The organism is Kitasatospora sp. NPDC001540 (assembly GCF_042894345.1).
In the GTDB taxonomy this organism is placed as follows: Bacteria; Actinomycetota; Actinomycetes; order Streptomycetales; family Streptomycetaceae; genus Kitasatospora; species Kitasatospora phosalacinea_C.
The window spans coordinates 445,018-460,807 of sequence record NZ_JBIAVO010000002.1 but is presented as its reverse complement, the minus strand read 5'-3'; the positions used below and the strand labels follow the sequence as shown (position 1 = coordinate 460,807).

Sequence of the window (15,790 nt, the reverse complement as noted above, 5' to 3'; positions counted from 1 at the left end):
CCGGTGGGCGCGGGTCGGTGGGTGCGGGTCAGTAGGTGACGGTGATCGTGCGGGCCGGGCCGTCGACCCGGATCCGGCCGCCGTAGGGGATGACGAGCTGCGGTTCGGTGTGGCCGAGGTCGACGTCGAACACGGCGACGGCGTCGGGGGCGTAGGCGTCCAGGGCGCGCAGGACGGCGGCGCGCTGTTCGGCGCGGTAGCGGGCGCGGGCGGGCGCGTCGTGGGGGTGCTCGAAGGACCAGGCCATGGCGCGGCCGACCAGGACGGCGGGGAACTGGCGGAGCAGTCCGCGCTCGCCGAGGTTGCGCAGCATCCGGAACACCTCGGTGGCGCTGGGCAGTTCCTCGGAGGTCTCCAGGATCAGCACGCCCCCGGCGTGTTCGGCGGCGGGGCGCAGCCGGTCGGCGGCGGCCATCCAGTGCAGGATCTCCAGGTTGCCGCCCCAGCTGGTGCCCTCGACGACCCGGTCGGGGCGGTGCCAGTGCCAGCCGGTGGCGGGTTCGGCGGCGGGTTCGCGCTCGAAGGTGGCCGGGTCCTCCCAGCTGCCGAGGACGGTGCTGCTGTCGGCGGCCTCGGTGAGTTCGTACGGGCCGCTGCCGAAGAGCGCGGCGCGCAGCGAGGCGTCGGTGAGCGGGTGGACGGCGTGCGGGCGGCCGAGCTGGGTCATCAGGGCGGTGCCGTGGTAGGCGACGATGCCCTGGCGGTGCAGGAAGTCGAGCAGGTTGGTGTTGTCGCTGTAGCCGAAGAAGGGCTTGGGGTTGGCCCGGATCAGTTCGGCGTCCAGGTGCGGGACCACGGTGATCTGGTCGTCGCCGCCGAGGGTCGCCATGACGGCGGCGACGCCCGGGTCGGCGAAGGCGGCGTGCAGGTCGGCGGCGCGCTCGGCGGGGGTGGCGCCGAGCTTGCGGGTGGTCGGGTACTCCACGGGCTCCAGGCCGTACTCCTCGCGCAGGCGGCGCAGCCCGAGCTCGTGCGGCAGCGGGAAGGCGCCCGGCCCGGCGAAGCCGGGTGAGACGATCGCGATCCGGTCGCCGGGGCGGGGCTTGGGCGGGTACGTGGGCTGGTCCGTCATGCCGGGATGCTAACGGTGCGGACGGGCCGCCCACGACCGGGTTTGCGCGGAGCGGCCCAGGAGCGGCCCGGGGGCGGTTCAGGAGCGGACGTCCAGCAGGGTCTTGCCGAGGGTGGCGCGGTTCTCGATGGCGCGGTGGGCGTCGGCGGCGCGCTCCAGCGGGAAGCGCTGGCCGATGACGGGGCGCAGCCGGTGCGCGGCGGCCTCGGCGAGGACGTGGGCGGTGGCGGCGCGGGTGCGCTCCGGGGTGGGGCGCAGGCTGAGGACGGTGAGGGCGCGGGCGGCGGCCTCGTCGGCCGGGAGGTCCGTCCAACTGCCGCTGGCCAGGCCGTAGCTGAGGATGCGGCCGCCGTCGCGGAGCAGGCCGGCGGCGGCCCGGCCGAGGGCGCCGCCGACACCGTCGAGGACGAGGTCGACGGGGGCCCGGTCGCGGGTCCAGTCGGGCTGCAGGTAGTCGACGGTCTCGGCGGCGCCGAGCTCGGCGGCGAGGGCGAGCTTGCGCGGGCCGCCGGCCGCGGCGAGGACGTGGGCCCCGGCGGCGGTGGCGAGTTGGACCAGCAGGGTGCCGACGCCCCCGGCCGCGGCGGTGACCAGGACGCGTTCGCCGGGCGCGGGGGCGGCGGTCTCCAGCAGCAGGCGGGCGGTGCGGCCGTCGGCGAGCAGCGCGGTGGCGGTGTCCAGCGGGAGGCCGTCGGGGACGGGGTGCAGGCCGTCGGCGGGGACGGCGGCGAGTTCGGCGTAGCCGCCGCTGCCGCCGGTGGAGGAGACCACCCGCCGCCCGAGCCACGCGGGGTCGGCGCCGGGGCCGACGGCGGTGACGGTGCCGCCGACGCCGTTGCCGGGGACCATCGGGAGGGCGCCCGTGAACGGCCCGAGGCCGGTGGCGCGGAACTGGGTCTCGACGAAGGTCAGGTTGGCGTGCGCGACCTCGACCAGCACCTGCCCCTCCCCCGGCACCGGGTCGGGGGCGGCCCCCGCCACCAGCACCTCGGGCCCGCCGAACTCCCGCAGCCACACCGCTCGCATCACGCCTCCGCCCGCTCCCGGACCGGTCGCTCCGGCCCGCCCCGCCCATCCTGCAACCTCAAGCGGACTTGAGGTCAAGCACGGGCCACGACGGGCGGGGCGTCACCAACGGAGCGTCGCCAACGGGGCGGGGGCACCGGCGGGGGTGGGTGTCGGCGGCGGGTGCCATGATCCGGGGCGTGGACACGGACGGCTTCCGGGCCCTGGTGGAGGAGTTCCAGCTGCGCCTGGACGAGGTCCGGGCCCCGCTGGACGCCCCGGGCACCCTGGCGGTGGCGAAACCGGTCGTGCGCGGCTGGGTCGGCGACGACAGCCCGTACAACGCCGAGTTCGACGAACCGGTGTGGACGCCGGAGCAGCGCGCCGCCCGGCTGCCGCGGCTCACCGAGCTGTTCGCCGGAGCGACCTGACGCTCCGTCAGTTCAGTGTCCGCTCGATCAGCGCGCGGGTGAACAGCCGGGCCTGCTCGGCGCGTTCGGTCCGGGCCTCGGGGGTGAGGACGGGCGGGGTGCCGTAGCGGCGGGCGGCGATGTCCTCGGCCAGGCCGGGCGGGGCGTCCAGGGCGGGGAGTCGGGTGATCGCCTCGCGCTTGGTGATCAGCCGGCCCTCGCGCAGGGCGGCGGTGGCGCGGACGGCGGTGACCGGGCCGTGGTCGACCCAGATGTCGCGCTGCCACGGGTCGGGGCGGGCGGTGATCGGGTACCAGTAGTCGCGCAGGTCGGCCCGGATGAAGGCGTGCAGTTCGGCGTCGTCCACCGGCGGCAGCAGCACCTCGGGCCGCTCGCCCGCCAACACCGTCGCGCCGTCCAGCAGTTCGCGGCGGGTGACGGCCGTGACCGGGCGCCGCATCGGCTCGCCCTGGGCGAAGGTGAAGTGCGCGGCGGCCGCGGCGGCGAGCTCCCCGTCCGGCAGGTAACTGCAGTGCAGCCGCGCCGCGTCGGGGTCCCGGCCGATCAACTCCCGGTGCAGCGCGACGAGTCGCTCCCGCAGGTACTCGTCCGGGGCCGCGGGGAGGACGGCGACCAGGTCGAGATCACTGCGCCCGTGCCGGTAGTCCCCGTGCGCCAGCGAGCCGTGCACCCACAGCGCGCGCACCGGCGCGGCGGCGGACAGGCGGGCGGCGAACTCCGCCAGCAGCGGTGCGGCCAGGGCGCGTTGGGCGGCGTCGTCGGCCTCCTGTTCGGCGGCGGACAGCTGCAGCGGCTCCGGGAGGGTCATGCCACCCATCCTGGCACGTCCGCCCGCCCCGGTACGCCCCGGTACGCCCTGATGCGCCCGCCCGCCCCGGTACGCCCGTCCGCCCCGACGCGCCTGCGCCGGGGAGCGCCGGGCCCGCCCTACTGTCGGAGGGGTCCGGCCGGGCGGCCGGGCGACCGTACGGGAACGGAGGGCCCTTCCGATGGCTCAGAAGATCACCACTTTCCTGTGGTTCGACGACCAGGCCGAGCAGGCCGCCGAGTTCTACACCTCGGTGTTCGAGTACGGCCGGGTCACCGACGTGCAGCGCTACTCGGAGGCCGGACCGGGCGAGCCCGGCAGCGTGATGCTGGTGTCCTTCGAACTGTTCGGGCAGGAGTTCCTGGCCCTGAACGGCGGGCCCCAGTTCACCTTCAACGAGGCCGTCTCGCTGCAGGTCGACTGCGCCGACCAGGCCGAGGTGGACCGCTACTGGGAGCTGCTGACCGCGGACGGCGGCGCGCCGGGCCCCTGCGGCTGGCTGAAGGACCGCTACGGCCTGTCCTGGCAGATCGTGCCGCGCCGGATGACGGAACTCCTCTCCGACCCGGACCCGGAGCGCGCCCGCCGGGCCATGGCGGCGATGCTGCAGATGGGCAAGCTCGACGTCGCCGCCCTGGAGGCCGCGGCGGACGGGAACTGACCGGCACCACCGCGACGAACCCGCCGTCCGGCGTTCGTCCCCGCACGGAGCAATTTTCCGGACGGAGCAACGGAACGTCCCGGCGAACGGGCTGACGAACGGCCGCCCGACCTGGCATCATGGCGCGCGTGAACCGTCCCCGAAAGGCCCGTGGCGCGTAAGCCGCCCGGCGCCGTCCGCGCCCTACCGCGGCGGCGGCCCACCCGTCCCGTCCGCCGCCTCCAGGGGCTGCCCCGGCGCACCCGGGCGGCCGTCCACCGCATCGAGGCCCTGAGCCTGAGGGCGGGCGCCGTCGCCGAGGCCCTGCACACGTACGAACGCTTCCTCCGCCGCCCCGGCCGCTACCTGTACCTGCCCCGGGCGAACTGCCCCTGCTGCGACCCGCTGGCGGCCCGGGACGTCCTGGAGACGGCCCTGCACCGCCTCCCCCGCCCGGCCCGCACCCCACTGCGGGCCCTGGTCGAACGCCTCGACGAGGAGTTCCTCCGCCGCACCCTGCCCGACCCGCTCGCCACCCGCCCGGACGGCACCCGCCCGACGGCCTGGTGGCACCGGCGCCTGCCCGAGGACTGACCGCCCGCCGCTCCCGCCCGGGGCGGGACGACGGCGGTCGGCGGTGGGGGCCGGCTTCCGGTTCAGCTGCCGGTGAGCAGGTCGCGGAGCAGGGCCACGGTGTCCGGGTCGAGGTCGCGGCCGGTGCGGCGGCTGAGCGCGTCCAGGCGGTTGACGGAGCGGACGAGCTGGTCGCGGGCGCCCGCCGAGGCGTAGGCGTAGAACAGGTCGCGGTGCAGGAGTTCGACCTCGGGGGCGACGGCGAGGGCGCGGAAGATCGCGGCCTCGGCGGTGCGGTGGTCGCCGTACTGCAGGCGGCGGGCGGCGAGTTCGTGCGCGGTGTCGACGATCGCGGCCAGCATGTCCTGCCGCTCGGTCTCCGCCCAGGCGTACGTCCCGGCCGGGGCCTCGGCGAACGGGGCGCCGCGGACCAGGGCGAGGGCGTGCGCGAGGGCCGCGTCGGCGGTGCTGGAGGTGGAGCGCATGCCGCGCCGGTACAGGCTGCGGAACTCGTCCCAGTCGCAGCTGACGGTCGGCGCCAGGGTGTACGTGTCGGCGGGCCGCCCGCCCAGGTAGTCGCGCCCCTCCGGGGAGGTGCCCAACCAGCCTGCCAGCGCGGCGAGTTTGACCGGCAGCGGCTCGGCGAGGCGCTCCGCGGTGGCCTTCGGGTCGAGGTGCGCGGCGCCCGGGTGGAGGTCGCGGTCGATCGCGGTGTGCTCGCTGCCGGGGCGCAGCGCCAGGTACGCGGCGAGCTCGGTGAGCCGGGGTCGGCCCGCCGGGTCGGCGCTGCCCGCCGCCCCGAGGACGTCGACCGGCCCGAGCACCCGGATCCGCGGCGCGGACCGCAGGTGGTGGGCCTCCGGGGAGCGCAGGATCGCCAGCAGGTCGTCGCTGTCGGTGCGGGCCGGACCGCTCCCGGGCCGGGCGGACGGCCGGGCCGGGGAACGCGGGTCGGGGGCCGCCGCCTGGTCGTGGGTGGGCAGCGGCTCCGGCGCGGGCTCGGGCACCACCGGCGCTTCGACCGGCCGCTCCACCGGTTGCTCCACCGGTTGCTCCACCGATTGCTCGACCGGAGCGGGGGCGGCGAGCCCGAACGACCGGGTGCCGTCGTCCGTCACCGGCTCGGTCCCGGACTCGGCTCCCGGGGACGGAGGTTCGGCTTGCGACGGAACGGGCGGGACCGGCGGCCGGGCGGGCGCGGCGGGCGGCAGCGCGGCGGCGATCCGGGGGTCGACGGGCGTGCCGTGCGGCGGGGTGGTGACCTTGCGGGCCTGCCCGTTCGCGGCGTGCCGCGGCTCGGCGGGCGCCGGGGGCTGGACGGGCCGGACGGGCTCCGGCGTCGACGTCGGCGTCGGCGCCGTGGGCGGCAGCGCGGCGGGCTGGACGGGCACCACCGGCACCACCGCGTACGGGTTGGTGGGCGCGGTCGGGACCAGCCCGGCGAACGGGCTGCTGCCGGTGGGCACGACCCGGGCCAGCAGTCGCGGTCCGGCCCCGTCGCCCTCCTCCTTCCGGCCCTCGGCGCCGTCACCGCCGCCCCCGTCGCCGCCGGTCGACTTGTCCAGGCTGGTCCGCGCCGGGGCATCGGCCGTACCCGCTCCCACCCCGCCCGGGCCGGTGGGTCCGCCGAGCAGGGCGATCAGGCGGGCGTCGAGCGTGCCGTCGGCCCGGACGGCGCCCTCCTGCTCCTCGTCCTCCGGCTCTCCGAGGCCGGTGCCGAACGGGGCGGGGACGGCTCCTATCGCGGCGCCGACCGCGGCCAGCGCCGGGACGGGCAGCGGGAGTTCGGCCTCGTCCTCGGGGCCGTTGTGCGGGCCGTCGACGGTCCAGTCGGGGGCCGGGTGCTGGGTGAAGTCGCCGGAGGCGCGGACGAGTTCGCCGAGCTGGGCGTACTGCTCGCGGTTCAGGCGCTGGAGTTCGACGCTGAGGTGCAGACCGGGCAGGGCGGCGTGGCCGGTGGCGGGGAGGGTCCAGCGGGCGACCGGTCCGGCGCCGCGCTCGGGGGCGCGGGTGAGGACGGCCAGGCAGGTGCGGGGGCGGCCGTCGAGCAGGCGGCCGAGTTCGGCGGGGACGGCGCCGGAGGGCGGCTGCGCGGACAGCACGATCTCCGGCAGCCAGGCCTCGTCGGCGCTGCCGCGGCTGCGGGCCTCGCGGGGGCTGCCGACGTTCGCGCCGATCAGGGTGGCGCGGGCCTTGGCGGTGCGCGGGCCGAGGGCGGCGAGCGCGGCCTCCAGGGTGGGGTGGTGGTGGACCCGGTCGGCGGCCGGCCCGGCGGTGGGCAGGTCGGTGGCGATGCCGACCAGGTGCAGGTGCAGGCGGTCGGCGAGCGGGCTGTGGGCGAGTTCGACGGCGAGGCTGCGCAGCACGTCCTCGGCGTCCTCGGGGTGCCCGGACAGGTGCACCAGCCGGACGGTCTCCAGGTCGGCCAGCACGGTGGAGCCGTCGGGGGTGGTGCCGAGGGTGACCAGCGCCGGGTAGGGGGCGGCGTACTTGGCGGCCTGCCCGGCGGAGAGCAGCTCGGTGGAGTCGACCGGGCACCACCACACGTTCGGGGCGTGCGCGGCCCGGAACGGGGCGATCGGCACGGCCGGTGCGGCCAGGTGCAGTTCGACGGTGCCCGCGACGGTGATCCGGGCCGCGACCAGGGCGGGCAGCCGCTTCTCGCCGCGGACGGTGTTGCGGCCCAGGGTGCGCAGGGCCCGGTTGAGCAGGTCCAGGCCGTGCTCGTCCTGCCGGGCCTTCAGCTCGGCCTCGAAGCGGCCGGCCTCGGCCGAGGGCAGGGCGATCCGGTGCCGGGGGCGGCGGGCCCGCTGCTGGTCGGTGCGGCGGCGGGCGACCAGGGTGATCAGCGCGGCGGCCATCAGCACGCCGAGGCCGGAGGCGGCCAGCGCCACGGTGTAGTCGTCGCCGCTCTTCGCGACGGTCCGCTGGTCGCGGACGGCGGGCAGGTCGGCGGCGGCCGCGGTGTCCTGCGGCGCGGGTGTCTGCGCCTCGGCCGCGGGCGGGGTGGCCTGCTGCGGGGCGGGGCTCTGGGCGTCCGGCGCGGGCGTCTGCGTCCCCGGCGCGGGGGTCTGGGCCTCCGGTGCGGGCTGCTGGGCCTCCGGCGCGGGAGCCTGCGTCCCCGGTGCGGGAGGCTGCGCCTCCGGTGCGGGGGGCTGCGGGCTGGTCGCGGCTCCGGGCACGGTGAGCACCGTGCCGGGAACGAGCACGTCCGGGTCGGTGAGCCGCTCGCCGTCGGGGGCGGCGACGCCCTTGTTGGCGGCGAAGAGCTCGGGCCAGCGGTCGCCGTCGCCCAACTCCCGCTGGGCGATGGCGGAGAGCGAGTCGCCGGAGTGCACGGTGACGCTGCCGTGCGCGGGCGCGGCGGGTGCGGCGGGCAGGGGGGGCGCGGTGCTGCTGCCCGCGGTGGCACCGGTGGCACCGCTCGCGGCGTCGGGCTTGGCGTCGGCGGGCATCAGCAGCCGCCAGCCGGGCTGGATCGGCCGGTCGGCGTCGAAGCGGGTGCCCGAATCGTCCATCGGGCGGCCCGCGTTGAGCTTGGCGATCTCCGTCCAGCGTTCGCCGGAGCCGAGTTGGCGTTCGGCGATGGACCAGAGGCTGTCGGCGGGCCGGGCGTCGCGGACGGTGTAGACCGGCTGCTGCTGGGGGTCGGCGGCGGGGGCGGCCGCGGGGGCCCCGGCGGGCAGCGCGGCGTAGGTCGGCGCGGCGTCCAACTGGGCTGCGGCGGCCGGTCGCTGGGTGAGTTCGGGGGTGGCGGCGAAGGCGGATCCGGCGACCGGGAGCAGGGCCAGGACGGAGCCGATCAGGCCGGCCGCGATGCGCTGGCTCCAGCCGAAGGCGGGGATCCGGCGGGCGACCCGGCCGCGCAGTTGGGCGGGGATCTCGACCAGGACGGAGAGCAGGAAGCACAGCCAGCCGATCCAGCCGACCCCGACCAGCAGCCACAGGAAGAGGCTGCCGTCGTCGGGGCTGGTGAGCGCGGCGAGCAGGTCGCCGTGGACGGGGTCGCCCGCCGCGGCGACGGCGAGGGTGCCGTAGCCGAGCAGGGCGGGCACGCCGGCCAGCAGCAGGACGAGTGCCAGCAGGGCGCCGAGCGCGGCGAGCACCGAGCCGCCCGCGCCCCGTCGGCGGCGCCGTCCGGCGACCGGCGGGACGGGCTGCGGTCCGCCGCGGCCGGGGGTGGCGGTGCGGTGCGGTTGCCGCTCCCGGCGGCCCTTGCGGTGCTGGTCGTCGGCTCCGCGCGCGGCCATCAGCCGGTCTTCCCTTCCGTGATGCCGTGCAGCAGGGTGGCCTTGCCGTGGCCCTGCACGGAGAGTGTGTCGATGCCGACCACGCCGAGCAGCGCGGTCCGGTAGGTGCTGGTGACGCTGACGCTGATCACGCTCAGGTCGGGGTAGCGGGGGTACTCGACGCGGCCCTCGACGCCCTGGGAGGCGAGGTAGGCCCGGGCGGCGGACTCGGCCTGCCCGGGGTCGACCTGGTAGCCGCCGCCGGAGCGCAGCCGGTCGATGTCGAGTTGCTGTCCGGCCACCCGGGCGGCTTCCTGCGCCACCGCGTCGGCCCGTTCGGTGGCCCGGAGTTGGCCGCCGAAGTCGAGCACCAGGCCGACCACGGCGACCAGGCTGACTGCGGTGATGGCGACCATGACCGAAATGCTGCCCCGGTCCTGACCGTTCAAGCCTGGTTCGTCCACGTTCCCTCCCCCCACGGTCTGTTGACGTCCTCTCAGTTTCCCCGATAGCGGTCCAGCACGGAGGTGAACGTGCCGGTGACGGTCTTGCTGCCCGGCAGGCCGTCCAGTCCGACCAGGTCGGAGAGCGGCACCGTGCAGGAGACCCGGACGGTGACGGTGGTCAGGGCGCCGCCGGTGGTCGCCAGGGTGCCGTACACCGGGTCCCCGGTGGGTTCGGCCGCGCACTTCACCGACCGGGCGGCCAGCGCCTGCCGGACGGCGTCGGCGGCGTCCTGCCGGGCGGCGTCGGGGGTGCGGGCCAGCGAGGCGGCGCGGGCTCCGGCGCGGGCGGCGGCGTCGACCACCGCGCCGGTGGTCTGCAGGCGTCCGGCGGCGACCGCCATCAGGGCGAAGCCGAGCACCACCGGCACCAGGACCGCCGCTTCGATCGCGAACGAACCACGGTCCCGGGGGCGGGAGCCGGCCCTCCCCACCGCTCCGCCGCCGTTCACGGCACCACCGGCGGGACGAACTTCTCCCGGGGCGCGGTGGCGGTCTTGCTGATCGCCGTATCCGCGAACGGGAACAGGGTGAGCGGCCGCACGGTGACGGTCAGTTGGTACAGGTCGGGGTCGCCGCCGGTCTGCCGCGGCGGCGTGCCCAGTTCGACCACGTCACCGAGCCGCTGGACGAACTCGGTGGCCCGTTCCTCGCCCGCACCGGGCGGCGCGCCGTTGATCCGTCCGGCTTCCACGCCCTCCCGGGCGGCGGCCAGCGCGGCCTGCTCGGCGTACCACCACAGGCCGGCCTGCACCACCAGGAGGATCACGAAGAGCACGGCTGGGAACACGATGGCGAGGCTGATCGCCATCGCGCCCCGGTCGGAGCTGCGGGCACGCGCGAGCCACCCGGCCGGTGCGGGCCGGGTGGCGGGCCGGTGCGGGCGGCGGGTCACGGCGCGGTGCCGCCGGCGGGGACGTCCTTCTGGATGTTGCCCTGGACCTTGTGGCCGAGCTGGGTGATCGCGTAGACGACCGTCCCGGCGATGGCGACCAGCACGATGACGGCGAGGGCGAGTTCGATGCTGATCGCGCCGCGGTCGCCGGACTCGCGGGCGGCGCGCAGCTTGACGAGGCGGTACTCGAGGGCGGGGCGGACGAGATGGAGCGGGAACAGCGGCCGCAGGGCGGTCGCCACGGTGCGGATTCGGGTCATGGTGTGGTCTCCAGGACTTCGACGGGAGGGGCGGTGGGGTGCGGGGTCGGATCTGCTCGGGTTCAGGAGGTGTTGAGCATCTGGTAGACCGCCGGGAAGGCGATCAGGACGGTCATCAGCAGGGTCAGGGCGGAGCCGGGGGCGACCATCCGTTCGCTGTCGGTGTTGGCCTTGGCGAGTTCCTCGGAGAGCAGTTCGCCGCGCAGGCTCTTGGCGCGGGCCCGGAGCGTGTCGTAGACGGCGGCGCCGTCGACGCCGGAGATCCGCATGATGTCGGCGACGTCCTGGAGCGGGGTGAGGCCCAGCTCCTGGGCGAGCGCGTCGAGTCCGTCCCAGGGCGGGAGCCGGTCGGTGGCGGCCCGCTCCAGCGCGTCGCGGATCCGCCGGAACACGGTGCCGCGCCCGACCGAGGCGGCGCGGCGCAGCGCCTCGGCGGGCCCGCAGTCGGCGGCCCGTTCCAGCGCGACGAGTTCCAGGTACGCGGCGATGCCGTGCAGGTACTCGGTGCGGGCCTCCTTGGCCTCGCCCGCCACGATGCCGTCGGGGACGAACCAGAGCAGCCCGGCGAGCAGCGGCCCGACCAGCAGCGGGACGGCGAGCGGGAGGCCGTCGCCGATCACGGCGGCCATCACCGTCAGGTAGCCGGGCAGCGCGAACCCGAGGGCGGCGAACAGCAGTTTGTGCGCCATGAAGCGGGCCGGGCTGCGGCCGATCAGGGCGAGTTCGCGGGTCGGGACGCGCACCCCGGGCAGCCGGGCTGACCCTTCGCCGATCCGGTCGTACCAGGGCAGCGCGAGGTCCTCGTCCTCGGCCCGGCGGGGTTCGGGAACGCGGTGCAGCCGGTCCAGGGCCTGGCCCAGGTCCGGTGGTGCGGGCCGGAGTTCGGCCAGCAGCAGGGCCACGCCGCCGGCCGCGGCGGCGCCGGCGAGGACCGCCCAGGGGGAGATCACCTGGCCTCCTTCAGCAGCGCTTCGTCGTCGCCGGACGCCCCGGGCGCGCCGAACTCCCCGGGCGCGCCGTCGGCGGACTTCCGGCCCCGGCCGGGCAGGCGGCCGGCCCTGGAGCGGCGGTCGGGTTCCAGGACCCGGGGCAGCGGGGTGTGCCGGGCCAGCGAGCGCATCCAGGCGATCACCGCGACGAACGCCAACGCGACGACGGCGAGCACCAGTTGGCCGGTGACGGTGGTGTAGGGCTCGGTGTAGTGCGAGTTGAACCCGCCGATGACGATGACCAGCAGGATGATGCCGACCATCCAGCGGATCGTGGTGCGGTGCTTGGCGCGGTCCGCCTCGATGGCGCGCCGCTGCCGGACCTCCTCGCGCACCGAGTCGGCCATGTCGGCGAGCGCCCGGGCCAGGCCGGGGCCGCTGTCCCCGGCGCGCAGGACGAGGGCGGCGAGCACCTTGTCGGCGGTGGAGTCGGCGACCTGGTCGCCGAAGGCGCGCAGCGCGTCCTCGGGCCGCCAGCGGGCCTGCAGGCGGGCGGCCAGGTCGGTGATCTCGGTCTCCAGGGCGGCGGGCGCGGTGCGCCGGCTGGTCATGATCGCCTGGTTCAGGCCGACGCCGAGCAGCAGCACGTCGGCCAGGCGCTGGGTCCACTCGGCGAGCGCCTCCAGGCGTTCGATCCGGCGGGTGTCGGAGCGGGTCGCGTCGAACAGCCAGGGCAGGCCGAACACGGCGGCCGGGACGAGCAGTCCGACCAGCGGGATGCCGGTGAACAGCCAGCCGCCGGGGGCGCCGAGCAGGGCCAGCACCAGCTGGATCCGGCGCAGCCGGGCCATCCCGGGCGAGGCGGTGCCGGGCGCGCCGTACCAGAGGGTGTGCAGCCGTCCCTCCAGCGGGTTGTCGTGCTCCTCCTCGTCCACCGGGCGTCCGACCAGGCCGACCACCAGCGCGACCAGCCCGCCGGTCACCGCCAGTCCGCACAGCACGTACAGCAGCATCAGCGCGTCCCCCCGATCCGCAGCGCCAGCGGCGCGCCCCACGCCCCGTACGGGGAGCCGAGCAGTCCGGCGTCGAACCCGGCGCGGCGCAGGTCGTCCAGGCAGTGCGGCGGGGTGAGCGGCACGGCCCGGACCTCGCCGATCTCCGGGCGCGGCCCGAAGATGGTGTTCAGCGCGGGTCGGCCGGACTCGCCGAGGCCGGCCACCTCCAGCACGTGCGAGACGAAGCGGTGGCGGCGGCCGCCGACCGCGGTCTCGTCGATCATGGTGACGTGCACGATGAAGTCGACGGCGTTGGCGGTGAGCCGGTAGGCGAGGGTGTCGGTCATGTGGGCGCCGTACTCCAGGCAGAGTTCGGCGATCCGGTCGACCACCATGTGCGGGCCGCGGGCGTGCAGGGTGCACATCGAGCCGCCCTCGCCGTTGGTCATCACCCGCAGCATCGGCACCACCTCGGCGGAGCGGACCTCGCCGACGATGATCCGCGACAGCGTCATCCGCAGCGCCGCCGGGATCAGTTCGCCGATCGTCAACTCGCCCGCCAGGCGCCCGTCCACGCGTTCGCCGTTGCCCTCGCGGGCCTCCATCGGGACGACCTGCCGCAGGTGGCCCAGGGTGTGCAGCCACAGCTCGAACTCGGACTCCAGGGTGCCGATCCGCTCGTCCGGCGGGATCTCGGCGGCCATCGCGCGCAGCAGGCTGGTCTTGCCGACACCCTGCGTCCCGGTGATCATCACGTTCTTCCGGGCCCGGATCGCGGACGCCAGGAACGCCGCCAGGGTGCTGTCCACGGTGCCGAGTTGGACGAGGTCGCTGAGCGTCGCACTGGCCACCCGGTGGCGGCGGATCGCCACGTACGGGCGGGGCGTCACCTCGGTCATCGCCTGCAGGCGCATCCCGCCCTCCAGGCGCAGCGCCAGCATCGGGCTGGCCGTCGACAGGCTGCGCTCGCTGCCGCCGTGCTGGCGAGCCAGGTCCTGCAGCAGCTCGACCAGTTCCTCGTCGCTGTCGGCCACCGGCGGGACCTGCCGCAGCGGCTGGTGCACCCGCGAGACCCACACGTCGTCGCACCCGTTGATCAGGATGTTCTCGATCTCCGGGTCGTCCAGGTACGGCTGCAGCCGCCCGGCCCGGAACAGCAGGTCGTACACCGCCTCGGCGAGCACCCGGTCCTGCTCCCGGGTCGGCGGGATGCCGTGGGTCTGCGCGTACGCGTCCGACCAGCGGGCCACCGCCTCCTCGATCAGCGCCCGCCCGCGCTGGCGCCGGGTCGCCCGGTCCGCCTCGCTCCCGGACGCCTGCGACAGCCGCGACAGCTGCTGGTGCAGCTCCGCCGCGACCTGCCGCTTCAACTCCCGCGCCACCTTGGTGTCCACCACCGGACGCGCCCCCGCCTGCGGGAGCGCGGGCACCGCGGCCGCCGCCGCGGACGCAGCCCGGCCGACCGGCCCGGTCTGCACCTGCGGCTGCGTCGGCGGTTGCGGCTGTACGGGCGGCTTCCCCCACGGCAACCCGGCCGCGTCGGCCGAACCCCCGTACGCCACCTGGCCGTTCACCGGCTGCTGCGGCGGCACCGGCCCCTGGTACGGACTAGCGCGCATGCCACCCCTCCTCCCCTTCCGGCCCCGTCTGCCCCGGGAACGGCGCGGGCACCGGCGGCTGCGGCACCGCGGGCGGCGCTATGTACGGCGCGGGCGCGGCGTACGAGATCTGCGGCGCCTCGGCCCGGACCGGCCACTCCCCCGTGAACTGCCCCTGCGGCTGCGGCTGGAACTGCTGCGACTGGAACTGCTGCGGCGGGTACGGCTGTTGCGGCTGCGGTTGTTGCGGCTGCGGCGGCTGGTACGGCTGCCCGCCCACCGGCCCCGCCACGAACAGCGGCACCGGCTGCGGGGCCGGCACCTGCGGCACCGGCTGCACCTGCGGCGGCAACTGCTGCTGCCGCGGCGGCTGTTGCTGCGGCGGCTGCGGCTGCGGGCCGCCGAGGCGTCGGCGGCGGGTGGCGGCCAGGTCCTGGATCCGGTCGGCGGCGGTGCGCGCGGTGCGCATCAGCTCGGAGCGGATGAACCGCCGGTCGGTGGTGTCGCCGCCGTCGGAGAGCACCCGGGCGGTGCGCGGCGCGTGGGCGAGCGCCCCCAGCACGGGGAGCCGGAACTGCCGGGAGACCTCGTTCTCCGGGTAGGGGCCCTCGGTGACCAGCAACAGCCCGAGGCCGTCCGAGCCGGTGCCGTGGGTGTCGAGGTCCTCGCGCAGCGCGGCGATCCGGGGCCGGGCGGCTGACAGCCCGCGCAGGGTGGTGCGGACGGTCGCGGCCACCACGTCGGCCCGCCGCGGCAGCACCGCCATCGGCCCGTGCGCGCCGGAGCGCCCGAGGTCGAGCAGCACGTCGTAGCCCTGCGGCTCGAGCGCGTGCAGGGCCTCGACGAGGGGCTCCCAGGTGTAGGCGAGGCCGGGGGCCTGGGCGGGGTCGGTGAGGCCGGGCAGCAGCAGGCGGTCGCCGGTGCCCTGCGGGGAGACGTCGAGCAGTTGCTCCCACAGTGTCTCGGCGAGCAGCCCGCGCCGGTCGGCGACGGCCAGGTTGCGCAGCCCGTACACGGCCTCGACCCGGCCCTCCAGCGCCCCGGCCAGCACCGCCCCGCCGTCCGGGTCGCACTCGACCAGCAGCACCCGGCGGCCGGGGCGCAGCGGCCAGGACAGCAGCAGCGCGAGCGCACTGCTGGTGGCCCCCGGCGCGCCCGGCCCGCCGAGCACGGCCACCACCGTCATCAGGACCCCCCGGCGGTTCGGGGCGCCAGGATCACCTGGAACTTGCCGCTGGCCACCCACAGCGCGAGCTGCGGCCCGCTGGCGGGGCCGACGGCGACGTCTATCACGGTGCTGCCGTCGGTGTCCGGCTTGCCGACCGCGGCGACCACGGCGGTCATCGTCTCCGGCGTGCGCGTGGTGCCGCTCCCGCTGTCGGGCGTGTTGACGATCAGGATCTGCAGGCCCGGCTGCAGCCGGGTCGCGGGCAGTTGGGAGCGCTTCGCCGAGATGCCGACGATCTGCTGCCCCGGCTGCGTCGCCGGGTCACTGGTCAGGTCCGACTTGACCAGCAGCGCCCCCCGCTTCAGGTCCGTGGTGGCCCGCAGCCCGACCGTCCCCTGCAGGTCCTGCGCGTCCAGCGGGTGCAGCACCGGGTCCCCCGCGATGTGCGCCACCACCAGGTCGTCCGCACTGATCACCTGCCCCATCGGCACGTCCCGCGCCAGCGCGAGCACCGCGATCCGCTGCCCACTGCTGTTGTACAGCGCCGCCCCGCCCAGCCCGCCCGCCGCGATCAGCGCCGCCGCCATCGCCAGCACGGCGGGTCGCCGCCGCCGCGCACCGAGTCGGCGCGGCGGGGTCGGCATGCTTCGGTTCTCCACCGCTCTGCGGCCTCTCACTCGTGAC

16 protein-coding genes are annotated in these 15,790 nt (G+C 76.5%); 3 read left to right on the top strand and 13 right to left on the bottom strand.

Features of this window, described 5'->3' with window-relative positions:
- Positions 1 to 28 precede the first annotated feature (28 nt).
- Together ACFY00_RS05015 and ACFY00_RS05010 are read right to left on the bottom strand one after the other, a co-directional pair.
- Positions 29 to 1,072, bottom strand: a complete 1,044-nt coding sequence (locus tag ACFY00_RS05015) for a S66 peptidase family protein (RefSeq protein ID WP_388027312.1) — start codon at positions 1,070 to 1,072, stop codon at positions 29 to 31.
- 78 nt (positions 1,073 to 1,150) lie between these two features.
- Positions 1,151 to 2,098 (bottom strand): zinc-binding dehydrogenase, encoded by a 948-nt coding sequence (locus ACFY00_RS05010; RefSeq protein WP_388027309.1) that lies wholly within the window; start codon positions 2,096 to 2,098, stop codon positions 1,151 to 1,153.
- Positions 2,099 to 2,277: 179 nt separating this feature from the next.
- Between ACFY00_RS05010 and ACFY00_RS05005 the strand changes: the two genes are divergently transcribed.
- Positions 2,278 to 2,508 (top strand): hypothetical protein, encoded by a 231-nt coding sequence (locus ACFY00_RS05005; protein ID WP_388027307.1) that lies wholly within the window; start codon positions 2,278 to 2,280, stop codon positions 2,506 to 2,508.
- Positions 2,509 to 2,515: 7 nt separating this feature from the next.
- On the opposite strand, the gene ACFY00_RS05000 is transcribed toward ACFY00_RS05005, so the two are convergent.
- Positions 2,516 to 3,316, bottom strand: coding sequence for a nucleotidyltransferase domain-containing protein (locus ACFY00_RS05000; protein WP_388027305.1), 801 nt, complete (start codon positions 3,314 to 3,316; stop codon positions 2,516 to 2,518).
- A 181-nt stretch (positions 3,317 to 3,497) separates the two neighbouring features.
- Between ACFY00_RS05000 and ACFY00_RS04995 the strand changes: the two genes are divergently transcribed.
- Both ACFY00_RS04995 and ACFY00_RS04990 read left to right on the top strand, forming a co-directional pair.
- Positions 3,498 to 3,977 (top strand): VOC family protein, encoded by a 480-nt coding sequence (locus tag ACFY00_RS04995; protein WP_388027304.1) that lies wholly within the window; start codon positions 3,498 to 3,500, stop codon positions 3,975 to 3,977.
- A gap of 150 nt (positions 3,978 to 4,127) precedes the next feature.
- Complete coding sequence (locus tag ACFY00_RS04990) at positions 4,128 to 4,550, top strand: hypothetical protein (RefSeq protein ID WP_388027302.1); 423 nt, start codon at positions 4,128 to 4,130, stop codon at positions 4,548 to 4,550.
- Positions 4,551 to 4,612: 62 nt separating this feature from the next.
- Here ACFY00_RS04990 and ACFY00_RS04985 read toward each other — a convergent pair whose 3' ends face one another.
- The 10 genes from ACFY00_RS04985 to ACFY00_RS04940 all read right to left on the bottom strand — a co-directional run bounded on the left by ACFY00_RS04985 (position 4,613) and on the right by ACFY00_RS04940 (position 15,750).
- Complete coding sequence (locus ACFY00_RS04985) at positions 4,613 to 8,779, bottom strand: LysM peptidoglycan-binding domain-containing protein (protein ID WP_388027299.1); 4,167 nt, start codon at positions 8,777 to 8,779, stop codon at positions 4,613 to 4,615.
- Positions 8,779 to 9,222, bottom strand: a complete 444-nt coding sequence (locus tag ACFY00_RS04980) for a TadE/TadG family type IV pilus assembly protein (protein ID WP_388027297.1) — start codon at positions 9,220 to 9,222, stop codon at positions 8,779 to 8,781. The genes ACFY00_RS04985 and ACFY00_RS04980 overlap by 1 nt, the downstream gene beginning before the upstream one ends.
- A 32-nt stretch (positions 9,223 to 9,254) precedes the next feature.
- On the bottom strand, positions 9,255 to 9,713 hold the full coding sequence (locus ACFY00_RS04975) for a TadE/TadG family type IV pilus assembly protein (protein WP_388027294.1): 459 nt from the start codon (positions 9,711 to 9,713) through the stop codon (positions 9,255 to 9,257).
- The gene (locus tag ACFY00_RS04970) at positions 9,710 to 10,072 is read right to left on the bottom strand and encodes a TadE/TadG family type IV pilus assembly protein (RefSeq protein WP_388027292.1); all 363 of its coding nucleotides are present in this window, start codon (positions 10,070 to 10,072) and stop codon (positions 9,710 to 9,712) included. Before ACFY00_RS04970 ends, ACFY00_RS04975 begins: the two co-directional genes overlap by 4 nt.
- Positions 10,073 to 10,152: 80 nt before the next feature.
- Positions 10,153 to 10,416, bottom strand: coding sequence for a hypothetical protein (locus ACFY00_RS04965; protein ID WP_388027290.1), 264 nt, complete (start codon positions 10,414 to 10,416; stop codon positions 10,153 to 10,155).
- Between the two features lie 62 nt (positions 10,417 to 10,478).
- Positions 10,479 to 11,366, bottom strand: coding sequence for a hypothetical protein (locus tag ACFY00_RS04960; protein WP_388027288.1), 888 nt, complete (start codon positions 11,364 to 11,366; stop codon positions 10,479 to 10,481).
- Positions 11,363 to 12,358 carry a type II secretion system F family protein gene (locus ACFY00_RS04955; RefSeq protein WP_388027285.1) on the bottom strand — a complete coding sequence of 332 codons (996 nt, stop codon included), beginning with the start codon at positions 12,356 to 12,358 and terminating at the stop codon, positions 11,363 to 11,365. The genes ACFY00_RS04960 and ACFY00_RS04955 overlap by 4 nt, the downstream gene beginning before the upstream one ends.
- Positions 12,358 to 13,959: a CpaF family protein gene (locus ACFY00_RS04950; protein WP_388027284.1), complete on the bottom strand. Its 1,602-nt coding sequence runs from the start codon at positions 13,957 to 13,959 to the stop codon at positions 12,358 to 12,360. Before ACFY00_RS04950 ends, ACFY00_RS04955 begins: the two co-directional genes overlap by 1 nt.
- Entirely contained in the window at positions 13,949 to 15,124 is a 1,176-nt protein-coding gene (locus tag ACFY00_RS04945) for a hypothetical protein (protein WP_388027282.1), read from the bottom strand. Before ACFY00_RS04945 ends, ACFY00_RS04950 begins: the two co-directional genes overlap by 11 nt.
- Positions 15,124 to 15,750, bottom strand: a complete 627-nt coding sequence (locus tag ACFY00_RS04940) for an SAF domain-containing protein (RefSeq protein ID WP_388027279.1) — start codon at positions 15,748 to 15,750, stop codon at positions 15,124 to 15,126. The genes ACFY00_RS04945 and ACFY00_RS04940 overlap by 1 nt, the downstream gene beginning before the upstream one ends.
- Positions 15,751 to 15,790: the final 40 nt, after the last annotated feature.

Coding starts and splice junctions, on each gene's coding strand:
- ACFY00_RS05015 (WP_388027312.1), bottom strand. CDS start 1,072: ATGACGGACCAGCCCACGTACCCGCCCAAGCCCCGCCCCGGCGACCGG.
- ACFY00_RS05010 (WP_388027309.1), bottom strand. CDS start 2,098: ATGCGAGCGGTGTGGCTGCGGGAGTTCGGCGGGCCCGAGGTGCTGGTG.
- ACFY00_RS05000 (WP_388027305.1), bottom strand. CDS start 3,316: ATGACCCTCCCGGAGCCGCTGCAGCTGTCCGCCGCCGAACAGGAGGCC.
- ACFY00_RS04995 (WP_388027304.1), top strand. CDS start 3,498: ATGGCTCAGAAGATCACCACTTTCCTGTGGTTCGACGACCAGGCCGAG.
- ACFY00_RS04985 (WP_388027299.1), bottom strand. CDS start 8,779: ATGGCCGCGCGCGGAGCCGACGACCAGCACCGCAAGGGCCGCCGGGAG.
- ACFY00_RS04970 (WP_388027292.1), bottom strand. CDS start 10,072: ATGGCGATCAGCCTCGCCATCGTGTTCCCAGCCGTGCTCTTCGTGATC.
- ACFY00_RS04965 (WP_388027290.1), bottom strand. CDS start 10,416: ATGACCCGAATCCGCACCGTGGCGACCGCCCTGCGGCCGCTGTTCCCG.
- ACFY00_RS04955 (WP_388027285.1), bottom strand. CDS start 12,358: ATGCTGCTGTACGTGCTGTGCGGACTGGCGGTGACCGGCGGGCTGGTC.
- ACFY00_RS04950 (WP_388027284.1), bottom strand. CDS start 13,959: ATGCGCGCTAGTCCGTACCAGGGGCCGGTGCCGCCGCAGCAGCCGGTG.
- ACFY00_RS04945 (WP_388027282.1), bottom strand. CDS start 15,124: ATGACGGTGGTGGCCGTGCTCGGCGGGCCGGGCGCGCCGGGGGCCACC.
- ACFY00_RS04940 (WP_388027279.1), bottom strand. CDS start 15,750: ATGCCGACCCCGCCGCGCCGACTCGGTGCGCGGCGGCGGCGACCCGCC.